The 17192-nt window shown below is 49.7% G+C and carries 14 protein-coding genes and 1 pseudogene; 5 read left to right on the top strand and 10 right to left on the bottom strand.

Annotation, left to right across the window (positions count from 1 at the left end):
- Positions 1-45: 45 nt before the first annotated feature.
- Genes A4E33_RS12530 through A4E33_RS12555 form a run of 6 tightly spaced genes read right to left on the bottom strand, consistent with a single transcriptional unit; the run spans position 46 to position 4827 of the window.
- Entirely contained in the window at positions 46-3147 is a 3102-nt protein-coding gene (locus tag A4E33_RS12530) for a hypothetical protein (protein ID WP_292348571.1), read from the bottom strand.
- 50 nt (positions 3148-3197) lie between these two features.
- Positions 3198-3437, bottom strand: a complete 240-nt coding sequence (locus A4E33_RS12535) for a hypothetical protein (RefSeq protein WP_292348572.1) — start codon at positions 3435-3437, stop codon at positions 3198-3200.
- Positions 3427-3798 carry a hypothetical protein gene (locus A4E33_RS12540; protein ID WP_292348573.1) on the bottom strand — a complete coding sequence of 124 codons (372 nt, stop codon included), beginning with the start codon at positions 3796-3798 and terminating at the stop codon, positions 3427-3429. Before A4E33_RS12540 ends, A4E33_RS12535 begins: the two co-directional genes overlap by 11 nt.
- Positions 3795-4199, bottom strand: coding sequence for a hypothetical protein (locus tag A4E33_RS12545; protein WP_292348574.1), 405 nt, complete (start codon positions 4197-4199; stop codon positions 3795-3797). The genes A4E33_RS12540 and A4E33_RS12545 overlap by 4 nt, the downstream gene beginning before the upstream one ends.
- Entirely contained in the window at positions 4196-4564 is a 369-nt protein-coding gene (locus A4E33_RS12550) for a hypothetical protein (protein WP_292348575.1), read from the bottom strand. Before A4E33_RS12550 ends, A4E33_RS12545 begins: the two co-directional genes overlap by 4 nt.
- A complete protein-coding gene (locus A4E33_RS12555) occupies positions 4561-4827 on the bottom strand; it encodes a hypothetical protein (RefSeq protein ID WP_292348576.1) in 267 nt (88 codons plus the stop codon). The genes A4E33_RS12550 and A4E33_RS12555 overlap by 4 nt, the downstream gene beginning before the upstream one ends.
- 729 nt (positions 4828-5556) lie before the next feature.
- Between A4E33_RS12555 and A4E33_RS12560 the strand changes: the two genes are divergently transcribed.
- Positions 5557-6288, top strand: a complete 732-nt coding sequence (locus tag A4E33_RS12560; RefSeq protein ID WP_292348577.1) for a phospholipase D family protein — start codon at positions 5557-5559, stop codon at positions 6286-6288.
- A gap of 7 nt (positions 6289-6295) precedes the next feature.
- Here the strand turns inward: A4E33_RS12560 and A4E33_RS12565 are convergent, their stop codons facing one another.
- The 3 genes from A4E33_RS12565 to xerA all read right to left on the bottom strand — a co-directional run bounded on the left by A4E33_RS12565 (position 6296) and on the right by xerA (position 10250).
- Entirely contained in the window at positions 6296-7312 is a 1017-nt protein-coding gene (locus A4E33_RS12565) for a site-specific integrase (protein WP_292348579.1), read from the bottom strand.
- Between the two features lie 453 nt (positions 7313-7765).
- Positions 7766-8227 (bottom strand): hypothetical protein, encoded by a 462-nt coding sequence (locus A4E33_RS12570; RefSeq protein ID WP_292348580.1) that lies wholly within the window; start codon positions 8225-8227, stop codon positions 7766-7768.
- Between the two features lie 1102 nt (positions 8228-9329).
- Positions 9330-10250, bottom strand: coding sequence for a site-specific tyrosine recombinase/integron integrase (xerA, locus tag A4E33_RS12575; protein ID WP_292348581.1), 921 nt, complete (start codon positions 10248-10250; stop codon positions 9330-9332).
- Positions 10251-13646: 3396 nt separating this feature from the next.
- On the opposite strand from xerA, the gene A4E33_RS12580 reads away from it, so the two are divergent.
- From A4E33_RS12580 to glmM, 4 genes are all read left to right on the top strand, one after another.
- Positions 13647-13913, top strand: coding sequence for a hypothetical protein (locus tag A4E33_RS12580; protein ID WP_292348583.1), 267 nt, complete (start codon positions 13647-13649; stop codon positions 13911-13913).
- Positions 13914-14087: 174 nt separating this feature from the next.
- Positions 14088-14948 carry a DUF5806 family protein gene (locus A4E33_RS12585; protein WP_292348584.1) on the top strand — a complete coding sequence of 287 codons (861 nt, stop codon included), beginning with the start codon at positions 14088-14090 and terminating at the stop codon, positions 14946-14948.
- Positions 14945-15358 (top strand): molybdopterin-guanine dinucleotide biosynthesis protein B, encoded by a 414-nt coding sequence (gene mobB, locus A4E33_RS12590; RefSeq protein ID WP_292348586.1) that lies wholly within the window; start codon positions 14945-14947, stop codon positions 15356-15358. Before A4E33_RS12585 ends, mobB begins: the two co-directional genes overlap by 4 nt.
- A 22-nt stretch (positions 15359-15380) precedes the next feature.
- Positions 15381-16745, top strand: a complete 1365-nt coding sequence (glmM, locus tag A4E33_RS12595; RefSeq protein ID WP_292348587.1) for a phosphoglucosamine mutase — start codon at positions 15381-15383, stop codon at positions 16743-16745.
- A 217-nt stretch (positions 16746-16962) separates the two neighbouring features.
- On the opposite strand, the pseudogene A4E33_RS14800 reads toward glmM, so the two are convergent.
- Positions 16963-17062, bottom strand: a pseudogene (locus tag A4E33_RS14800) (IS1595 family transposase); the annotation flags it as partial.
- Positions 17063-17192: the final 130 nt, after the last annotated feature.

Raw genomic sequence — 17192 nt, forward strand, 5'->3', positions numbered from 1 at the left:
GGAATGCCACTTCCTCGGATGATTGTCTGATTCAAAAAGCCATATTCACACCACCCCACTCTCCTCCGCCTCTTCTCTCAACCCTCTCCCGTAACAATGCTCACAGAGCTTAACGCCCGCTTCGGGGTCGAGCCACACCGCTTTCGCAACCCCGCAGATCGAGCACTTCCCGATATCAGCGGTCACCCGACTACATCGGGAGATCTCCACGGCTCCGGGCAGCGGGACCGAGGCGGTCTGCTCCGCTTTCACCGACTCGTTGAAGCACGTGCGGCAGATCCGCCGTGCCTGCTGCTGGTCCTTTGGCCGAGCCCGCCGTTCTGCCGTGTACTTCTCAACATAACGGGAGCCTTTCTTCCCACAGGACCAGCACGGACTTTTCGGCTCCGGGACCTCGAGTTTTTTGTAGTCGCGGGCTCTGATGGGTCGGACCTGGTCCGTGTTTACTGCAGGGGGGTCCGGATCCGGGTTCATTTCAGCAGTTTTACTGCACGTGCTGTAAGAATCCGGGGTGACCGGTAGGCCCGGATTCGCTGTTTGTCCAGCTCCGGTCCGAGATCGATTTTTATTTACAGCATTTTCAGAATCATGGAGATACGGATCTGTATTTTTCCCGGAATTTTGACCGTCTCCATAATTCCGGTTTTGCTGTAAATGACCTTCTTTTAGTACAGAATTATTTGTACAATCATCTTCTTTGCTGGAACCGGGCGCTCCGGGTTTGCCATTTTGATTTACAGCAGTTGCTGTAAAACTGCTGTAAACATGCTGTAATGCTGAAAACGAACCCGAGCCACCGTCGTCATCGCCGCCTTTCGGGTCGCGGTCGAGCCAGCAGGCCCCGCCATTCACCCACTCTCGGTAGATCTCGCGGCTCCATGTGAACGCTTCGGTCCTGCGCCGGACCGATACGCCTTCCTCGTCGCTCATCGTTACCGTCCGGTCCGTGAACGAGAGGGCCGGGCACTTCTCTAAGAGGCCCGTGTAGTTCTTCCCCCGGCTGTCGTAGCCCTTGAGCATCCGATAGATCCCCATGTAGGACCCGCCCGTGAACCGCTGCAGGTCCTGGATGGTGAACTCCGGCAGGTCTGCCTTCTCGATGATCGCGAGCAGGTCCGACTCCTTCTTCGTCATCTTCGATTCCTGCCCGCCCGCCGTGCCGTTCAGGAGTGTGAAGACATCGTTCGCTGCCGTGAAATCCGCCTCGTTCGCGTACACGCAGAGCGTCCCGTCCTCGCTCATCTTCTGCTGTCGCTGCATGAAGAACAGGGCTGCATGGCTTTTGATTAGGTCATAGAGCATGTCGGGGTTGCGCCGGTTGCAGATGGCGTTGAACCGGATCTGCCGCGAGTACGGGATAATGATCCAGATCAGCTTATCGTGCAGGATCTCCCAGATGGCCCTGCAGGTCCTGAGCTCATCGGATTCCTCAACAAAGAGGTCCGGGTCCAGCATCTCGCGGGCCTGCTTCGCCACAAGTACCCTGGCGTCCTGCTCCGAGGATTCGTCAATCCAGCAGGTGAGCATACGGTTCATCACCTGATCGTCCCCGGTCCCTTCTTTCTTCGCAATCCACCAGATGCACCGCTCAGGGATCGTGCAGACCCGCGAGGTAAGGTCCTTGGTGACCGTCGTATGCGTGATCGGCTCGTGGAAGTTCGAGGTCGCGGACTTCAGGATTTCCTGAATCCCGTCCGAGAGCTCAGTGTCGTCGCTCATCAGGACCGTGCGGGGCCGGAGGTCCTTCATGTAATAGAGGGCCTTGTTGCTCACCGTGCCCTTCACCTTGTACTCATCCGGCACCTGGCGCATCATCTTCCGGAAGGCATGGGTCTTGCCCTTGCCGGAATCCCCGGTCACGGAGACATGCAGCCCGTCCGAGTTCTTCACATGCTGCGATGCCATCGAAAGGATCATACACCGGGCTACAATCTCGTCGCCGACATGCTCCTGGGCGAAGGTCCGGAGCATCAGAGCCACCGGGTCGCCGTGTTCGAGAACGTCGAGAGCCGTAGCCTTAGTGTCGGGAGAAGCCGCGACCGGGGCCGGCCCCGGGTCGGTTCTCCCTTCCTGCTCGGCCTTCGCCCGGGCCCGGTCCCTCCGGGAGGTCTGCTGATTCTGCTCCCACTGCTTCCGCTTCGCTGCTCTGTCCGGCTCGTACCGCTCGCGGAGCTCCTGCCACCGCTGCGTTCCGCCGCCGCAGGATGTGTGTTTGCAGCCGGCGAAGACAGCGCCATTCGCAAACTGGATAGCAAAGGCCCCGTCCTTGTGGGCCGACGAAAACGGGCACTGGTCGAGGATGAAGAGAGTCCCGCCGCTGTACGGCTTCTCGGACCGCACCCCAATGCTATGATCGGAAAGCCAGCGGCGCAGGTCGAAACCCTTGCCCTTTGCCGTGGCCGGCTGCGGCTGCGCTGTGGTCTCTGTCGGCAGCCGGGCCGCGAGGTCCCTGAGCTGTTCAACTGTCGCGACTTTCAGCTCAGCGGGGGCCGAGAGAATCCGGCTTCTTCTGTGCGGGCGTTCGGGCGTACTATCGCCCTTCCGCGATATCGTGCCGTAGAGTTTCCAGATGCGGGCGGCGTTGAAGTTCGCCGTATCCACTGTCACGCGGTCGTCCGAGAAGAGCGCATCGAGCGTGGCAAGGCAGCCCTTCACCAGGGCCAGGGCCGCATCATCGTTCGGCAGGTCGATGCGGTACAGCAGGTGGGCCCCGTTGCCGGAGTCGGCCCGGACCGGGTCCGGGAAACCGAGCCCGGCGAGCCAGCGGGCAACCTCATCAACTTTCGCCAGCGCAAGGCCGTGCTCCTCATCCGTGCTCGACATTCCACTCGGGCGCAGCGGGTCGATATCGACCGGCAGCCAGCGGCGGCGCAGGATATCCGCATCGCTCGTCGTGCTGTCTTTCTTGCCCAGGCGCATCTTGATCCGGTTCGCCCGGCGCGAGAGCAGGGCCGGGTTCACCTCGTTCAGAGTCACATAGATGCCGTGAACCGTGTTATCGGCATCGAGCGGTTCAACGGCCCGCACAAGCGCGGCGGGATCGCTGAAGTATCCGCTGTGGGTGAACAGGTCGGTGAGCGCCCGGACCTCGACAACCTGCCCGGGCCTGGCTAGAAGGCTGACAGCATCACGGAGCAGACCATCCACACGTCACCACCCGGTTCCCCGCTCTGGTCTGCTGCGCGAAACATTCGGGATCAGCCATGCCCGTCGCCTTCTTCCGGGGCAGGCTCCTCCTGCTTCACCCGCTCCGCGTGCTCGTCGAAGGTCTCGACCTTCACGGTATAGCGGTGATGGAATTTGCGCTCGACAAAGATATGAAAGACCGATTCGCCCTTCTTCTTGATCAGGTCCGCGATCGCTTTCGGGATCAGGTAGAGCGGGATGCCTTCGATCTTCTCGGTCGTGACGTCAGGCTTCTGCTTCTCATCGGGCATAGGCAGCCACCTCCCGGATGGAGTCGGGCAGGACCTCATAGCAGTGGATCGAGCCGTTCGGCGAGATGACCCAGACCTCGCACCGGATGAAGACATTGCCCGGGTTCATCGTCAGGAGCGAGCGGAACTGGCAGATCTCAAACCGACAGAATGATTCAACATACGGCTCGCTGACGCTGCCGTAGGCCGCCCGGATCTTCACGCCGAGCATTTCATAATCGCCCCGCAGCCCGACCAGGTGGACCGGGATGTACCGGGCAAGGAAACTGCTCTCGACCGGCAGCACCGGCTCGTACCCCCGGGCCGCCAGCAGTTCGGTTGCCCGTTCCAGCGAGACAACAAAAGTGCTCTTCGCGATCATGCCACACCTCCGGCCCGGGATACACTGAGGTCCTGCAGCGTGAGCTTTGGGATCTCGCGGATGCTGTCCCCGAATACCTCGAAGCAGCGGAACCCATGCGTGAGCGAGTAGATCCAGATCTCGTAATGGTACCCGGCTTCGCGTGCATGTCGGGCGAGGTGTTTCCGGAATTGTGCCAGGTCCATCCGGCACTTCAGCATCACCGTGTCAATGGTGGACGGCAGATGCGACAGTTTCCGGATGCGGATGAACCGCGTCTCGCCCGTGGGCAGGGTCGCAACGAGATGAGCCGGCGGGTACTTCTTGTTGAACCCGGGCGGGATGACCTCGACTCCATAGCCGTGCAGGCGGAGTAGCTCGCGGGCCCCGTCCTCCACGAGCGTACCGCGACGGCTGGTCATGAGGCGACACCTCCCTTCTTCGGTGAAATTATCTCCGGCTCCGGAACATCACCTGGGACCTCGAAGAGGATGCAGGACACATCCTCACCGAGCGCAACCGCAATGAACCGGTCGCGGGGGAGCATGTACCGGATGCTGCCAATCGACAATATCACGGCCCGGCCCGAGGGATTGAGCGAGACGGACCCGGAGGTAACGGATGAGCCGGTCGGATCCGGATTCTTGTGCAGCAGCGGCACGGTTTCGCCGACAAACAACAGCATCCCCATATCTTCGGGACAGATGAAGTACGACTTGTCCCAGATCCGCACATGAACATAGCCGTCGCTCCCGGTCATGACGATGCCGGCAGAGAAGCGGGTCATGCTACACCCCGCTGGCGCGTGTCCGGATGACGGTTCGCGTGCGCCTGGGCCCGTGACCGTGCAAGCTCTTCTTTCGTGACGATGATCCAGTGCCCGTCCTCGACCATGATCCTCCCGATACCTACGAACCCGGTCCGCCGCTCGTAAGCCTCGATAGCTTCCTGGGTGACCATCAATGGTTCTTCAGTCGTCGTTCCATTCGATACGTTTGCCGGCGTGGGAATGTCCTTCCGCACCGCCGCGTGTGCAGATGCGTTCTGCATTTTTTTCCTCCATGTGTTGAATCGTTCTGTTGTTCTCCTCTGCATCCGGGGCGCCCACATCCACACGTCCCGCTTTTCCCGTGGTGTTCCGAAGGTCCGGGCCGAAAAGAGCCACGGCTATAATCCGGTCAGATGTCGTTCTTCTCGAAACGGCAGGTGGCCTATTGGATTAATGCCATGAACGGATCACGGTTGCCGGTTATCCGGAACTACTGACGATCACCAAAGAATGTAAAGAGAGAGAATATCGGGGCGTGGCTTTGCGTCAATCGGCTCCACTGTCCCGTGTTCATGCTGCATCCGGCTTTGGACGCGAAGCTGTTCAGCCCTGCCTGGCACTTCAGCTGAGTAACGGGGTCGGGCCTGCGGAACAAATCAATGATTCGATCACCGATCGATTCTGCCGCAGCCTTCAGTCGTTTACCCGTCTGTGTTAGGAAGTAGCACAGCATTGTAATACTTTTATAAATTCGTGGTTGTTTAAAGGGTTTTCTGAACCAGCGAGTTACATGGGCGCTTTTTGTCATACAAGTGTAAGACAAAGAGTTGATTTTACTGCACCAAAATGCATAGCGCGGCCAAAAATTTTGAAAATTGGAAAGGCTATCATCAAGATTGTGGTTGGAAGTTTTACAGAGGCGGGAGATGCCGCATTAGAACCTAAAACGTAAAAAAAATAATCACACATTTATCATATGAGCGAGAAGAACGATGTATTGAGGTGCGTGAATGGTAAAATTTTATACAACTAATGGCGTTTCAGCTGCCTTAGACGAGTTAGTGAAGAATGCTCGTAAGCAGTTATTTCTAATAAGTCCGTATCTTCAAATCTCGAAAAATTTGAGAAGCTTGATTAAAGAGGCAGACCGTCAGCCATTAATCGATATTAAGGTAGTTTGTCGGACAGACAGCAAATGGTCTCCCGATGATATTAGTTTTCTTCAAGACCTTGAAAACGCGAAAATCAAATCGATTGAAGGTCTCCATGCAAAAATATATCTTAACGAATCTACGGCGATAATCACTTCAATGAATCTGTACATGCATTCCCAGCAAAATAACAAAGAAGTAGGTCTGATTTTCGACGCTGCGGAAGATAAGGAAATCTACGACAAAATACTCAAAGAAGTTACACGATTAATCGAAGATGCTGATAAAATCCAATATAAAGTTACATACGACACTGAACAAACGAAACCTGCAAAGGCAGAACCAGCCAAAGAAAAGCCAGTAATAAAACCCCTCCCCAAATCAGAAAAAAATGTTGGTTTTTGTATTCGGTGTCACGCACAGATGGAACTAAATCCGGATAAACCATTGTGCTCAAAATGCTATCCGGTCTGGGCAAAATATTCTGACAGAACCTACCCAGAGAAATATTGTCATGTATGTGGAAAAGAATCGAAACAATCCGTTGAAAAACCCGTCTGCTATACCTGTTATAAAAAAATGTATAAGTAATTTTTTTCTATTTTGCCCCGGCCCTCGCCATCTTCTCCTCAACCATCTCATCGACGAGTTTCCTGAGGGACTGCGGATTCTCCCGAACACTCCGGGCGATCCTCTCGGTATCATCCATCGCTTCCTCTGTAAGTTCGCCGCCGCATTCCGGACAGTATGTGGCAGTCGGCGGCACCTCCTTGCAGAGACAATGCGGGCAGACACCAGGGACAAAAACCGATTTCTGCACTTCCATATCCTTTATTCCGGCGATACCCATCACCGCGTTCTCTACATCAACAGATGAGAGGTTCACGTACTTCTCGACCATACCGGATCGCTTGCCCCAGCCGATCTTGCAAAGGATTGATTCATTCATGTTCTGCTTCGCGTAATGGGTCAGCTTTGAGTGCCGCAACAAATGGAAGTGAATTTTGTCGGCCAGCACCTTATCGCCCTGCTGCTTCAGCTTCCTGCTGAATTTTTTCATGAGATACTGGAATCCGCTGTAAAGGTATGGCTTCCCCTCATGCGTCAGGAAAACAAAGTTATCGCCTTCAGGCGGAATGCCGTGGATTGCCGGATAATCCATCTTCCAGGTCTTCAGATAGGTCCACGCGGTCGGGCAGGGAATGTACCGGGGATAGCCGGTCTTCTTGTCGGTCGTGATGGAGATCCCGTGTTTGAGCTTCTGGATCTGCCGCCATCTCAGGTAGCCAGCCTCCTCGATGCGCAGGGCCGCATCAAAGACACACGCGATCAGGGCCCGCTCTTTGGAGTTCTCACAGACACCAATCAGCTTCTGCACATCCTCCTCCGTGAGCATGTCGTCAGGAGTTTTTGTCATCATCGGGGCCTTGGGGACCTTGATCTCCTTGATTTCCTCGATCGGGATATTAACGATCTTTTTCTTGACAAGCCATTCCGAGAAAACCTTGAGGGAGAGGATATAATCGTGAATCGTATTTTCCGAGAACTTGTCACCATTAAGCCGCTTGCCGGTCTTGATCTTGGAGATTGCCTCCATGTATGCGCCGGTTGTCATTTCATTGTAAGGCCCTGGTAAAAAATCACGGAGTCTGATGAGATGATCAACATAAAGTGCAATTCGGCCCCCGGATAAATTCTTCTTGGCCTTTCGCTCATAGAGGAATTCTTTTATGAGGGATACATCTGAGGGACTCAGCCGACCTTTTTCCATCTGTGGAGTCAGACGGGAATCAATGTATTCAGGACCGTCCCTTTGGTGAAAAACGTGATCCTGCATATATGAAATGAAGACTATGCGGAAGATAAGTGTAGTGGTCTTGATGTTCTACTACACTACGGGGGTTGGTGCTCTGCCCTGTCCTGAAACAGGAAAAAGGCGAAATATCATTGGAGGTCCGGTGTGATAAGGATACCTTCGGAATGATCCCGGACAGGCACGACAGCCGTCATCTGCCGTGCAATCCGGAGATTTAACGGCGAAGACTGGAGAGAAATGGAAAAACCGATATCATGACCCGATCATGATATCCGCAGGCGGCTTTTCGTGCCCCGGCTTTTTCACCGGCTCCTTGTGCTCCGGGGATCTGGGCTGTGCAGGAGGTTTCTGGATATGTTCCTCGGTCTTCGGTGTCCACTTGGGGAGATAGCCGAGAATCTCTTTTGTCACCTGCAGTTGTTCCCTGACAAGGACGGATATCTCAGTAAGGACCTTGTTCTGGGTGGCAATCATATTCACCAGTTCCGGAGGGATCGTTGCTGCCCCTTCAGGGATCTCGGGCTCCGGGTGGAGTTTTTTTATAAATTCCCCCCGGCGTTTCCATATCTTGCCGATGGAGTCAACGCCCTTCTTCTTGTCAGGAAAGGTTTCGCGGTAACGCTTGTAGAATTCGTGGCTGTCCTGGCACTGGACCACGAGGTCAATCTCGGACTGGTCGATCTTTTCGTATTTGCGTTTGTGGACACGGGGCATGTCAAAAGATTGGATTTTTTCTGATTTGAACGTTACTCCGTCATAAAATCATGCGACTTCATTCATTGGATCGCATACTTTCTGCCGTTGTCACAGAGATTACCTGAAAAATGGATTCGTTCAGGTCATGGTTTCTCTCCAGAAACTGATATTCATCGGAATGTCCGGATTACAATAGAAATCGAAAGTTTTCAATCCATATAGTCTCCATCCGATGAATTGAAAATCAAAATTCAGGTTTTTTCAAATAATGACGATGATTAAATGATTCAGAATAATCAGTGGCAAACAATAGAACCGGGAGAGGTACGCTGCAGGAGGTTTCCAGCCCATGGCTTGCCAGGGGCACAACTCCGTGAGAGAAAAATGAAGATGATGGATTTTCACGACTGCAATTTGAAAATGAAAAAATTTGCTTTTTAAAGTATTAAGATGTAAGAAATCAAAAAATTGAAAACAAAAAAATTCATCACAAACCGACAGGACAATGATATCGTCATTTCCAAAATTATAATTGGAAATCCAGGAATATCCAATGATTTACACCGATAATTAAATGTTTAAAAAATTAAGAGGGCGAAATTTTCAGATGTAGAATTTGAAGAATTCTGATTATGTTCACAAAATCAACGCCCTGAAATTTCACAATTCCATAATTTACGAAGGAGAAGAGAAGTTGATTCGATTACAATTTTCGGATGCTCAATGAAACCTATAACGAGGCCGGAATCCAGCCGGGGAATACCACCGGCGCTGTCAAAAGCCGCATAGCGAGATCAGAGTCCAATTGCCATCGTCCCTCACATGGATACGGGGGAAAGAATACCAGAATCGATGTGCGGGACGGAGCGACGCACATCCGGGAATGGAAGAAACCGCCCCTGGAGAAGATCAAATACAAAAATATAAGAGATCAAGGTCAAAAATACACCGATTTTATATAGCATTATGTGGTTTATGATAAGGGGCGACGCGGTTATTCGGGAGAGAAAAATATGAAATTAAAAGACACGGAATTTAAAAAGAGACCTTTCTGGGGGATTTCCGTACGAAAGGATTCACAGTCACCGGAACCGCAGGATGAACGCAAGAAACAGGGTGCTTATGCCTTCTCATCTGTCCCGGAGAGGGGGAAATACTGCTGGTAGACCTGCCGCCGTTCATCAATATCTGTGTGGAGATAAATCTCCGTGGTCTTGATGGAGGTATGGCCGAGGTTCTCCTGGACAACGCGGAGGTTCTTCGAACGCTTGTAGAGTTCGCTTGCATAACTGTGACGGATCTTGTGAGGGGTGATGCCCTGCGGAGCGTAGTGGCGGAAGATATGCTGGATGGCACGGGAGGAGATATGCTTTCCCTGCTGTCCGACAAAGAGCGGCCCGATGATCCGGTTGCCGATGAACTTCGAGATCTCGCCAAGGGTTTCCTCGTCAACAAAAACGGTCCGGATCTTATCACCCTTCCCGCGGATCCTGATGGTATGTTCATCGAAATCGATGTCTTCGATATTGATGCTGCAGAGCTCCGAGACCCGGACCCCGGTTGCGTAGATGGTCCTTACAATCAGCTTGTCCCGGATGTCCCCGATGGAATCGATAAGGCGGAGAACCTGATTGTGTTTCAGGTATTTTACTTCCTGCTGTTTGATTCGCGGCCGGTCGATCCCGGTCAGGGGATTGGCCCTGACAACATTCTGGGAGTAGAGAAAGCGGTAAAAGGAGCTGAGTGTCGAGATAATCCGGTGGAACGTCTTGGGTTTATAGGTCTGCATCGATGAGACAAACGATAAAAAATCATTCACCATGACCGGACTCACCTCAACAGGTGTGTCGAGCCGGGCCTTTTCGAAGTCCTTCCAGTAGAAAACGAGCTTCGTCACATCCGTGTTGCGGCGGAGCCATATATAGTACCCGAAGTGCCTGATGACCTGTTCGTAACTGTCCAGGGTACGGGGGGAATAGTTGCGCATACGGAGGTAATTCCGGTAGCTCTTGAGCCACTCAGAAAAATACCCGCTTTCCATGCTCTATTCTATCTTATCTCCAAATAATAAAGGTTTGCGCAGAATAGACGTTCTGCGAAGTGCCCAAATTGCGATATCTCCACAGGAAATCGCGCAAATTTTCTGATGGGATGATTCCTGCCTTCCCGCCGGAAACAAACTCCACTGGAAACAATGGTTGGGCCTTATCATGCAAAACGACCGATTTTTCATTTGCCGCTGACAATTCATCCAAAGTTTATAGGATCCTTGTACAGAACGCGAATATGAGGATTTTCAGTCGTTACTTCCAGGGGACCGTATTATTCATCGCATTATGGTGAACAGCGAGCGGGCATACTTTTATGGATTATGACCTGAAAACGGGATGCAGGAAATGAAAAAAAATCCCTGGCGGGTCTGCAGCTGGTCTTCAGGATATGCAACCGGAGGATACAGGGTTTTTCCTGCTTTCCTCCCGATCATCAGGGGCACGATCTGATATTGACAGGATTGCCATAACCTGTTTCTCTCCAGCAATCAGGCCCTGAAAGGATCTTTGTTGTTACTTTCCGGGGCTATGGCAATCTTGTATGCCGGGTTACGGTAACCTTTTCAGGAACGGTTACAGCACCGTAATTTCATACACGAAAAACTGGAAGATAGTACCAGGGAGATCAATTTCCAGGAGTGCGGTTCCCAAGCCACGCAAACCACATTTTCTGGTTCGGAATCAGATTTTTTAGACAATCTGCATCTTCACAGATATGGTTGTTGGGAATTTACTGGTTGAAATAACCGCAATGCAGGAATCCTCCCGTCCGCGTTTCAACCATGGCTTGTTTGGAATTGTGATGAAGGTCAAGAGCCACGGATAATCAGGGCAAGTTACAATAATCACTCTCGCCTGAGACAGAATGCATAATGTCTCATTCATGTAAACCAATGAGAATAGCAAATAACCATCGCTATCATCCCGAAGGAAAATATTGTCGAAGAGAGACTGGTGCAACCGAGGCCTGATTGTCGGAAGACAGTTATCCCAATTCCGCACATTTCCGAAAATTCCGGTTTTTTGCTTTGCTCCAATGCATTTTCGGGCATCACATATAATGATCTCCGTAAGAATGTATGAAACAATAGAAATTTCGGATTTCCAAAGTATGGGGTAAAAACAGGAATTCGTAGGATAAAAATGATCGGGGTAATAATTTTCCAGTATCACCGGGTAAAGGGGAAATCGTAATAGACACGGAATAGAGGATTGAAACCTTCTTGCTGGATGCCTCGGCTATCAGACAGAAATGCCATAATAAAAATGGGGGCACCATTTTTCCCGATTGTATCTGAGAAGGTTGTGGTATAGACCAGGCATCACGAGGGCAGATTATTTATCCTGACATATGATCCAGTTCAATTGGAATCCGAAAAAAATTGTATAAGATACGAGATAAAATAATTATCTAAAGTTTTGAGATTCACATTTCTTGTTTGGGTAATTTCAGGAAATTATTTCAATTTGGAATCATTTTCAAGGGAAAAAGGGTGTTATTGAGAGAGAAAAACGATGAATATCAATCTGACAGGATCAAACAGAATGTTTCCAATATATCTGAATCCAAAAAAATCTACTATTTACGACAATAACCAGAATTTTAAAAATTCAGCATTTCCAATTTATGACGTATTTTTCGCAATCAGCAATAATATTTGATGACTATCCCGGATTACTCCGATAAATATGAGTATTGAACGCGAAGTACCAAAAAATAGGTTTCCCAATGCTTTTATTCTTCATGACGATAAAATGGATATCTGAATATCAGGATTTTCCAATTAACATCAGGATTTTTATCCGATACGTATTTGGAATGAAATCATTTGGTCTGTTGAGCACGGATCTGATATCCACCGGGAGAAGTAGGCAGATGCAGGGTGTTGGAATATTGAGATTCGAATTTTCTCATTCAACCTGATTTGATTTCGAAAAATTTCGATATATGATGAGAGATTAGAGAATCGAATTCTTTTGATATACAAATAATTATCGGGAATAAACCGCCGCTGAAAAATCAGGAACGCAAAATAAATCCGCACTTTTTATCATTATACCAAAATCATACACGATTATTAACGAGGAAAATACCGCGCAATTAACAAAATATCAACAACCCGACAGAGGCCTGCCGGCTCAGGATTTATTGAAGACCGGAAGAATGGTGAGAGGATAATCAGAGCATTAACCGGAAACATCCCGGGATTTTCTTCGTACATGTGTCCGGGACATGTCATTTGACTCCGCCTGGCATTAGTGGTCTCATAGGACTCCCCATATCTCTCATCGATAGGATTCCGATACTTGTTGTACCTGTGTCTGATGGATTCGGCTCACCAGGGTTTCCCATTGTATCAACGGCCCTTAAAGATTAAAAATTAGGCTTCTTTTTGCGATCTAACCGAGATTTTTCGATATAAAAACAGAACCAATTGAAATCCCGGTTCTTATTATAAACCATATATTGCTATAACAAAAAGGGGAATTTCTAGCCCCCTTCCGCTAATAATTGCAGATTTCGCTTCTTGCAGGTATTTCTTCATGAAAGCCCTCTTACGAACCTGCCTTTATCACGGCAAATCCGAAAGTTGAAGCACCTTCATCATCATTCAATAAGCTGATTCGATGAGGATATTAGTCTCCGATGACCGGTTTTACTTCCATGGGCTTACACAAGAGTGTATTCGAACCAGCAGATCAAAATTTTATAACAACAGAAGAAATGACCGAGGACAAGTCATGGAAAATCACCAATTCGATTACATCAGATACCTGGTAGCGGCGCAATCCGATGAATCGTGTGCGTAAACAGCCGGGTGTTATTCGGTTAACGATCTGATAGGAGCGCATGACAGAATCAATCCGTTTCTGACAAGGCGGTCCCTAACTCCGGGAGAGTTGTGGAACGAGGTTGAACGATATATTGAACGAAGATGTCGCTGGCTGATACCACACGAAACGGTCATCGGTGCAATCCAATAGAAACAGATCAAACTGAGGTATTACCGATGGAGTTGCAAGCACCCTTCAGGAGTTAAGAGAATCGGTATGATAACTCTTGTCCGGAACGATGATGTCAATACTTACACGGTCGATTGCCGGATTTATGATATAGACGGCGATGCGTTTTCAAGGAACGATCATTTCCGGGACCTGCTCAAGGGAGCATCATGGAGAGGGTCCCAACCGTATTTCGTAATGTTTGAGAGTTGGTATTCCGGAATTGACAGCCTGAAATGTCGGAGGGAACTGATTCACACGCATCAGGAAGAACCGAAAAGTAAACCCGGACCATACCGACGATCGCCCGATATCTTCCCTCACAATTCCTGACGATGGCTTGAATGTTCATATGAAGAATCTGAGTTTGTTCGAGTTTTCGTATGGATTGGATGGGAAAGAGCGGTTCCGGGCAACGAATTTCCTCACTAGGGATCACCAGGGCAGAAGAAATCTTCAGGATATCAGCTGGTATCACCGCAATCTTAAAGAACTATGTTGCGTGGAGCATTCCAGAAGCTGGCCATGCAGATTATCTGGCTCAGCTGAAATATGCACTCGATATTTTTCTGGTGGACGACCCTAATTCCTTAAGATTAACAATGAACGACACATTGCGCGAGTGTATTATCATAGTACCTGCATGGTGACCGGCCTTACGCATTCCTGATGACCGGCAATATTCATTCTCCGACGTAAAATCGCATTTTTAATCCTTAATGTAAACCAAATACTGCTATATGTTATAATACCCTATAGGTAACCGGAATGACATCCGGTCTGAAAAAAAACCTTTATCGACGACATGGAAAGGAAGTAATGCAATGGATAATCTGGATTCACGGCAGGAGATAAATAAATATAAAAAATTCAAAAAAGTTGACGGAGCAGCATACCGGAAGGTTAATGCTTTCCTTCGTAAGCGGACATATATCACAGCCAGGGAATGGGCCCTCGCCCGTCTCTGCACGGATTTCCGTACCTCCGGCGGTGCTGAAATGACATTTATCGGTCAGCATCTCCCCGAACTTGTTCCATTCATGGAAGATACCTATACTCCCCAGGCAGTGAACCAGGCCCGCAACGCCTTCAAGAAAAAAGTGCGTAAATCGAGTGCTACCTTCTTTTACGGGGCCATGTGCGGTTTTTTTACCACTGACGAACTGGACGATCTGCTGTTTGAAGCAAGTGAGGTAGCACGTTTTCTACTCGAAGTCGAAGGCACAACGCTGGATATTGACGAAGAGATTGATATTGAGGATCGTATTACCAAGGTGATGCGAGGAGTAGGGGAGGCTGCCAAAACCCTCCTGAAAAATCGGGGAGAGGAAAGCCGCTCCCAAGATACACCGGAAGGATCGGTTGTTAAAGCAATTGCTGCAGGTGGGGAGGGGCAGCCAGGGGAATCCGGAAACCCTCCCGAGGGAACAATGGCTGATGATAGTAAAACCTCTCCTGCTTTTTTCCCGACACCTTCGGATCCTGCAGCGGAATCAGAAGTACATGATACTGAACGGGAAAATTCCCATGAAGTCCCTGTTTTTAATAAATCAGGAGACATGTCCGACCTTGAACGACAGGATACCGGGACCACACGATATTCCGCAGATATGAATAATCCTGAACCACAGACAGACAAGAACATACCTTCCGGTGAGAATGTCCCGGAAAAGGATGATGCATGAAAATCATTCAGGTTACCGGACGATCCAATTCCGGCAAAACAACATTCATTAAAACCCTCATCCCGCAACTGAATAAAAAAGGGAGGGTTGCGGTGATCAAACACCTTGCTGACCATGAATACATACTTGAAAAAGGAAAAGACACAACCTTGTTTTTCGCTGCCGGTGCAGATATCTCTACGGGTATCGACGGGGATAAATCAGTAGTTGCTATACGGAACAATTCGCTGGACACGATCCTCAAATTGCTCAAGGCACTTGGGATGGACTATGTTGTTATTGAAGGGTTCAAGGAGCGTAATTTCAAGAAAATCGTCATTGGCGATCTGCAGATTGAAGGATGTATTTTACGCGATCCTGCCGTAGAAGATGTAGTATCTTCAGTTGATCAGTTTGATACTTACAATTAATACAGGGTTCAAGGGAAGGGGTATGACTACACAAAAAATGCAAAAACGATTGTTCGGCACGAACGGTGTCAGGGGGATTGCAGGGAAAGACATGACACCGGACCTCGCTTTTTCTATCGGCCTGGCGCTGGGTAGTATGAGGAGGGGGAGGATAGCCGTCGGCCGCGATACCCGGACTTCTGGTGAAACGCTCGGCAAGGCACTCAAGGCCGGTGTGCTGGCAACCGGATGTGATGTTGACGATTGCGGTATTCTCCCGACACCAGCTCTCCAGTATATCGTCAGAGACGGGTATTCCGGAGGCGCGATGATCACTGCTTCCCACAATCCTCCTGAATATAATGGTGTCAAGATTATCGAACCTGACGGTACAGAAATGGGTGATGAAGAAACAATCCGCCTGGAGGGGCTGATCTTCTCTTCCAAATCGGAGGCAGCATCATGGGATAGGGCGGGTAAGGAGAAACAGGTCACCCATCTCATTAACCGGTATATTGAAGGAATCATCAGCCAGTTTCCTGGTTTGCCGGGAAACGGAATGACTGTTGTTGTGGATCCCGGGTCAGGCCCTGCATGTATCACCACACCAAAGATCCTGGAAGGACTTGGCTGCCGGGTCCTCACGGTCAACGGTATTATGGATGGAACGTTTCCCGGAAGACTTCCGGAGCCTTCTGCAGAAGGCCTGAAAAACCTATCAGATCTGGTAGTCAGCAGCGGGGCTTCCTTTGGAGTTGCCCATGACGGAGATGCTGACCGGGCGGTTTTTGTCGATGAGAAGGGCGGATATATTGAAGAAAATGCAGAATTTGCCCTTGTCGTACAAAGTATCTGCAGGAAGAAAAAAGGAATAATTGTTACACCGGTAAGCTCAGGTCAGGTAGTCGAAGAGACTGCCCGTGCCGAAGGGAGTACTGTCAGATATACTCCTGTCGGTAGTATCTATGTAGCGCGGACGATGCGTACACTCCTTGAGAACGGAGAACCGGTGATTTTTGGAGGGGAAGGAAATGGCGGCCTGATCTTTCCGGATCACCAGTTCTGCCGGGACGGGGGTATGACTGCTGCCATGATGGTGTCCCTCCTTGCCGAATCAAGGAAAAAACTTTCAGATCTTATCAGTTACCTTCCGGAGAGATACATCGTAAAAGAGAAAATTGCCGTAAAAAATGGTGCTGATATAATCGCTTCTCTCCCCCGGTGTTATCCCGACAGCAGGCTCGACCTTACAGACGGAGTAAAAATATATAACGGTGACTCGTGGGCCCTTGTCCGGGCATCGGGAACAGAACCGATTATCCGGATTATTATCGATACAAACAGTTCTTCAGCAGGTACTGAATTCTATCAGGATCTGAAATCCCGTTTAAAGACACTCCTGGAATAAGCAGCATCGGAATAATTATGGGTGATTACTCGATAAGATTCACCATACTTATATTTTCAAGGGCGAATCAAAACATTGTCGTTCCGGTGATTATACTGATCGGAACTTATCCGTGTAGATGAGATTTCCACGTTTCACTTTTTTAATGTCAGAGTTTGGAGCGTATCACCCTTAACATCATCAACAGCATCAATTCGGTTCTTTTCTCCGCGTTCCATGATTTCGAATACCGGGATCTTGTTGGCCGCTCCCATGCAACGTTTACCTTTTCTCCGTCCTCCAAAGGAACATTTATCACCTTCAATCTCTCCTTTGAATCGTTTCTTTCGAATGGTGCTTATCGTTCATTGGTAATACCTCAGTTCGATCTGTTTCGCCGCTAGCAGGAATTTGATGCAATCCGAATCGGTGATTTTCCATGACTTGTTCACGGCCATTTCTTCTGTC

Origin of the sequence: Methanoregula sp. PtaB.Bin085 (assembly GCF_002067035.1) — an archaeon.
GTDB lineage: Archaea > Halobacteriota > Methanomicrobia > Methanomicrobiales > Methanospirillaceae > Methanoregula.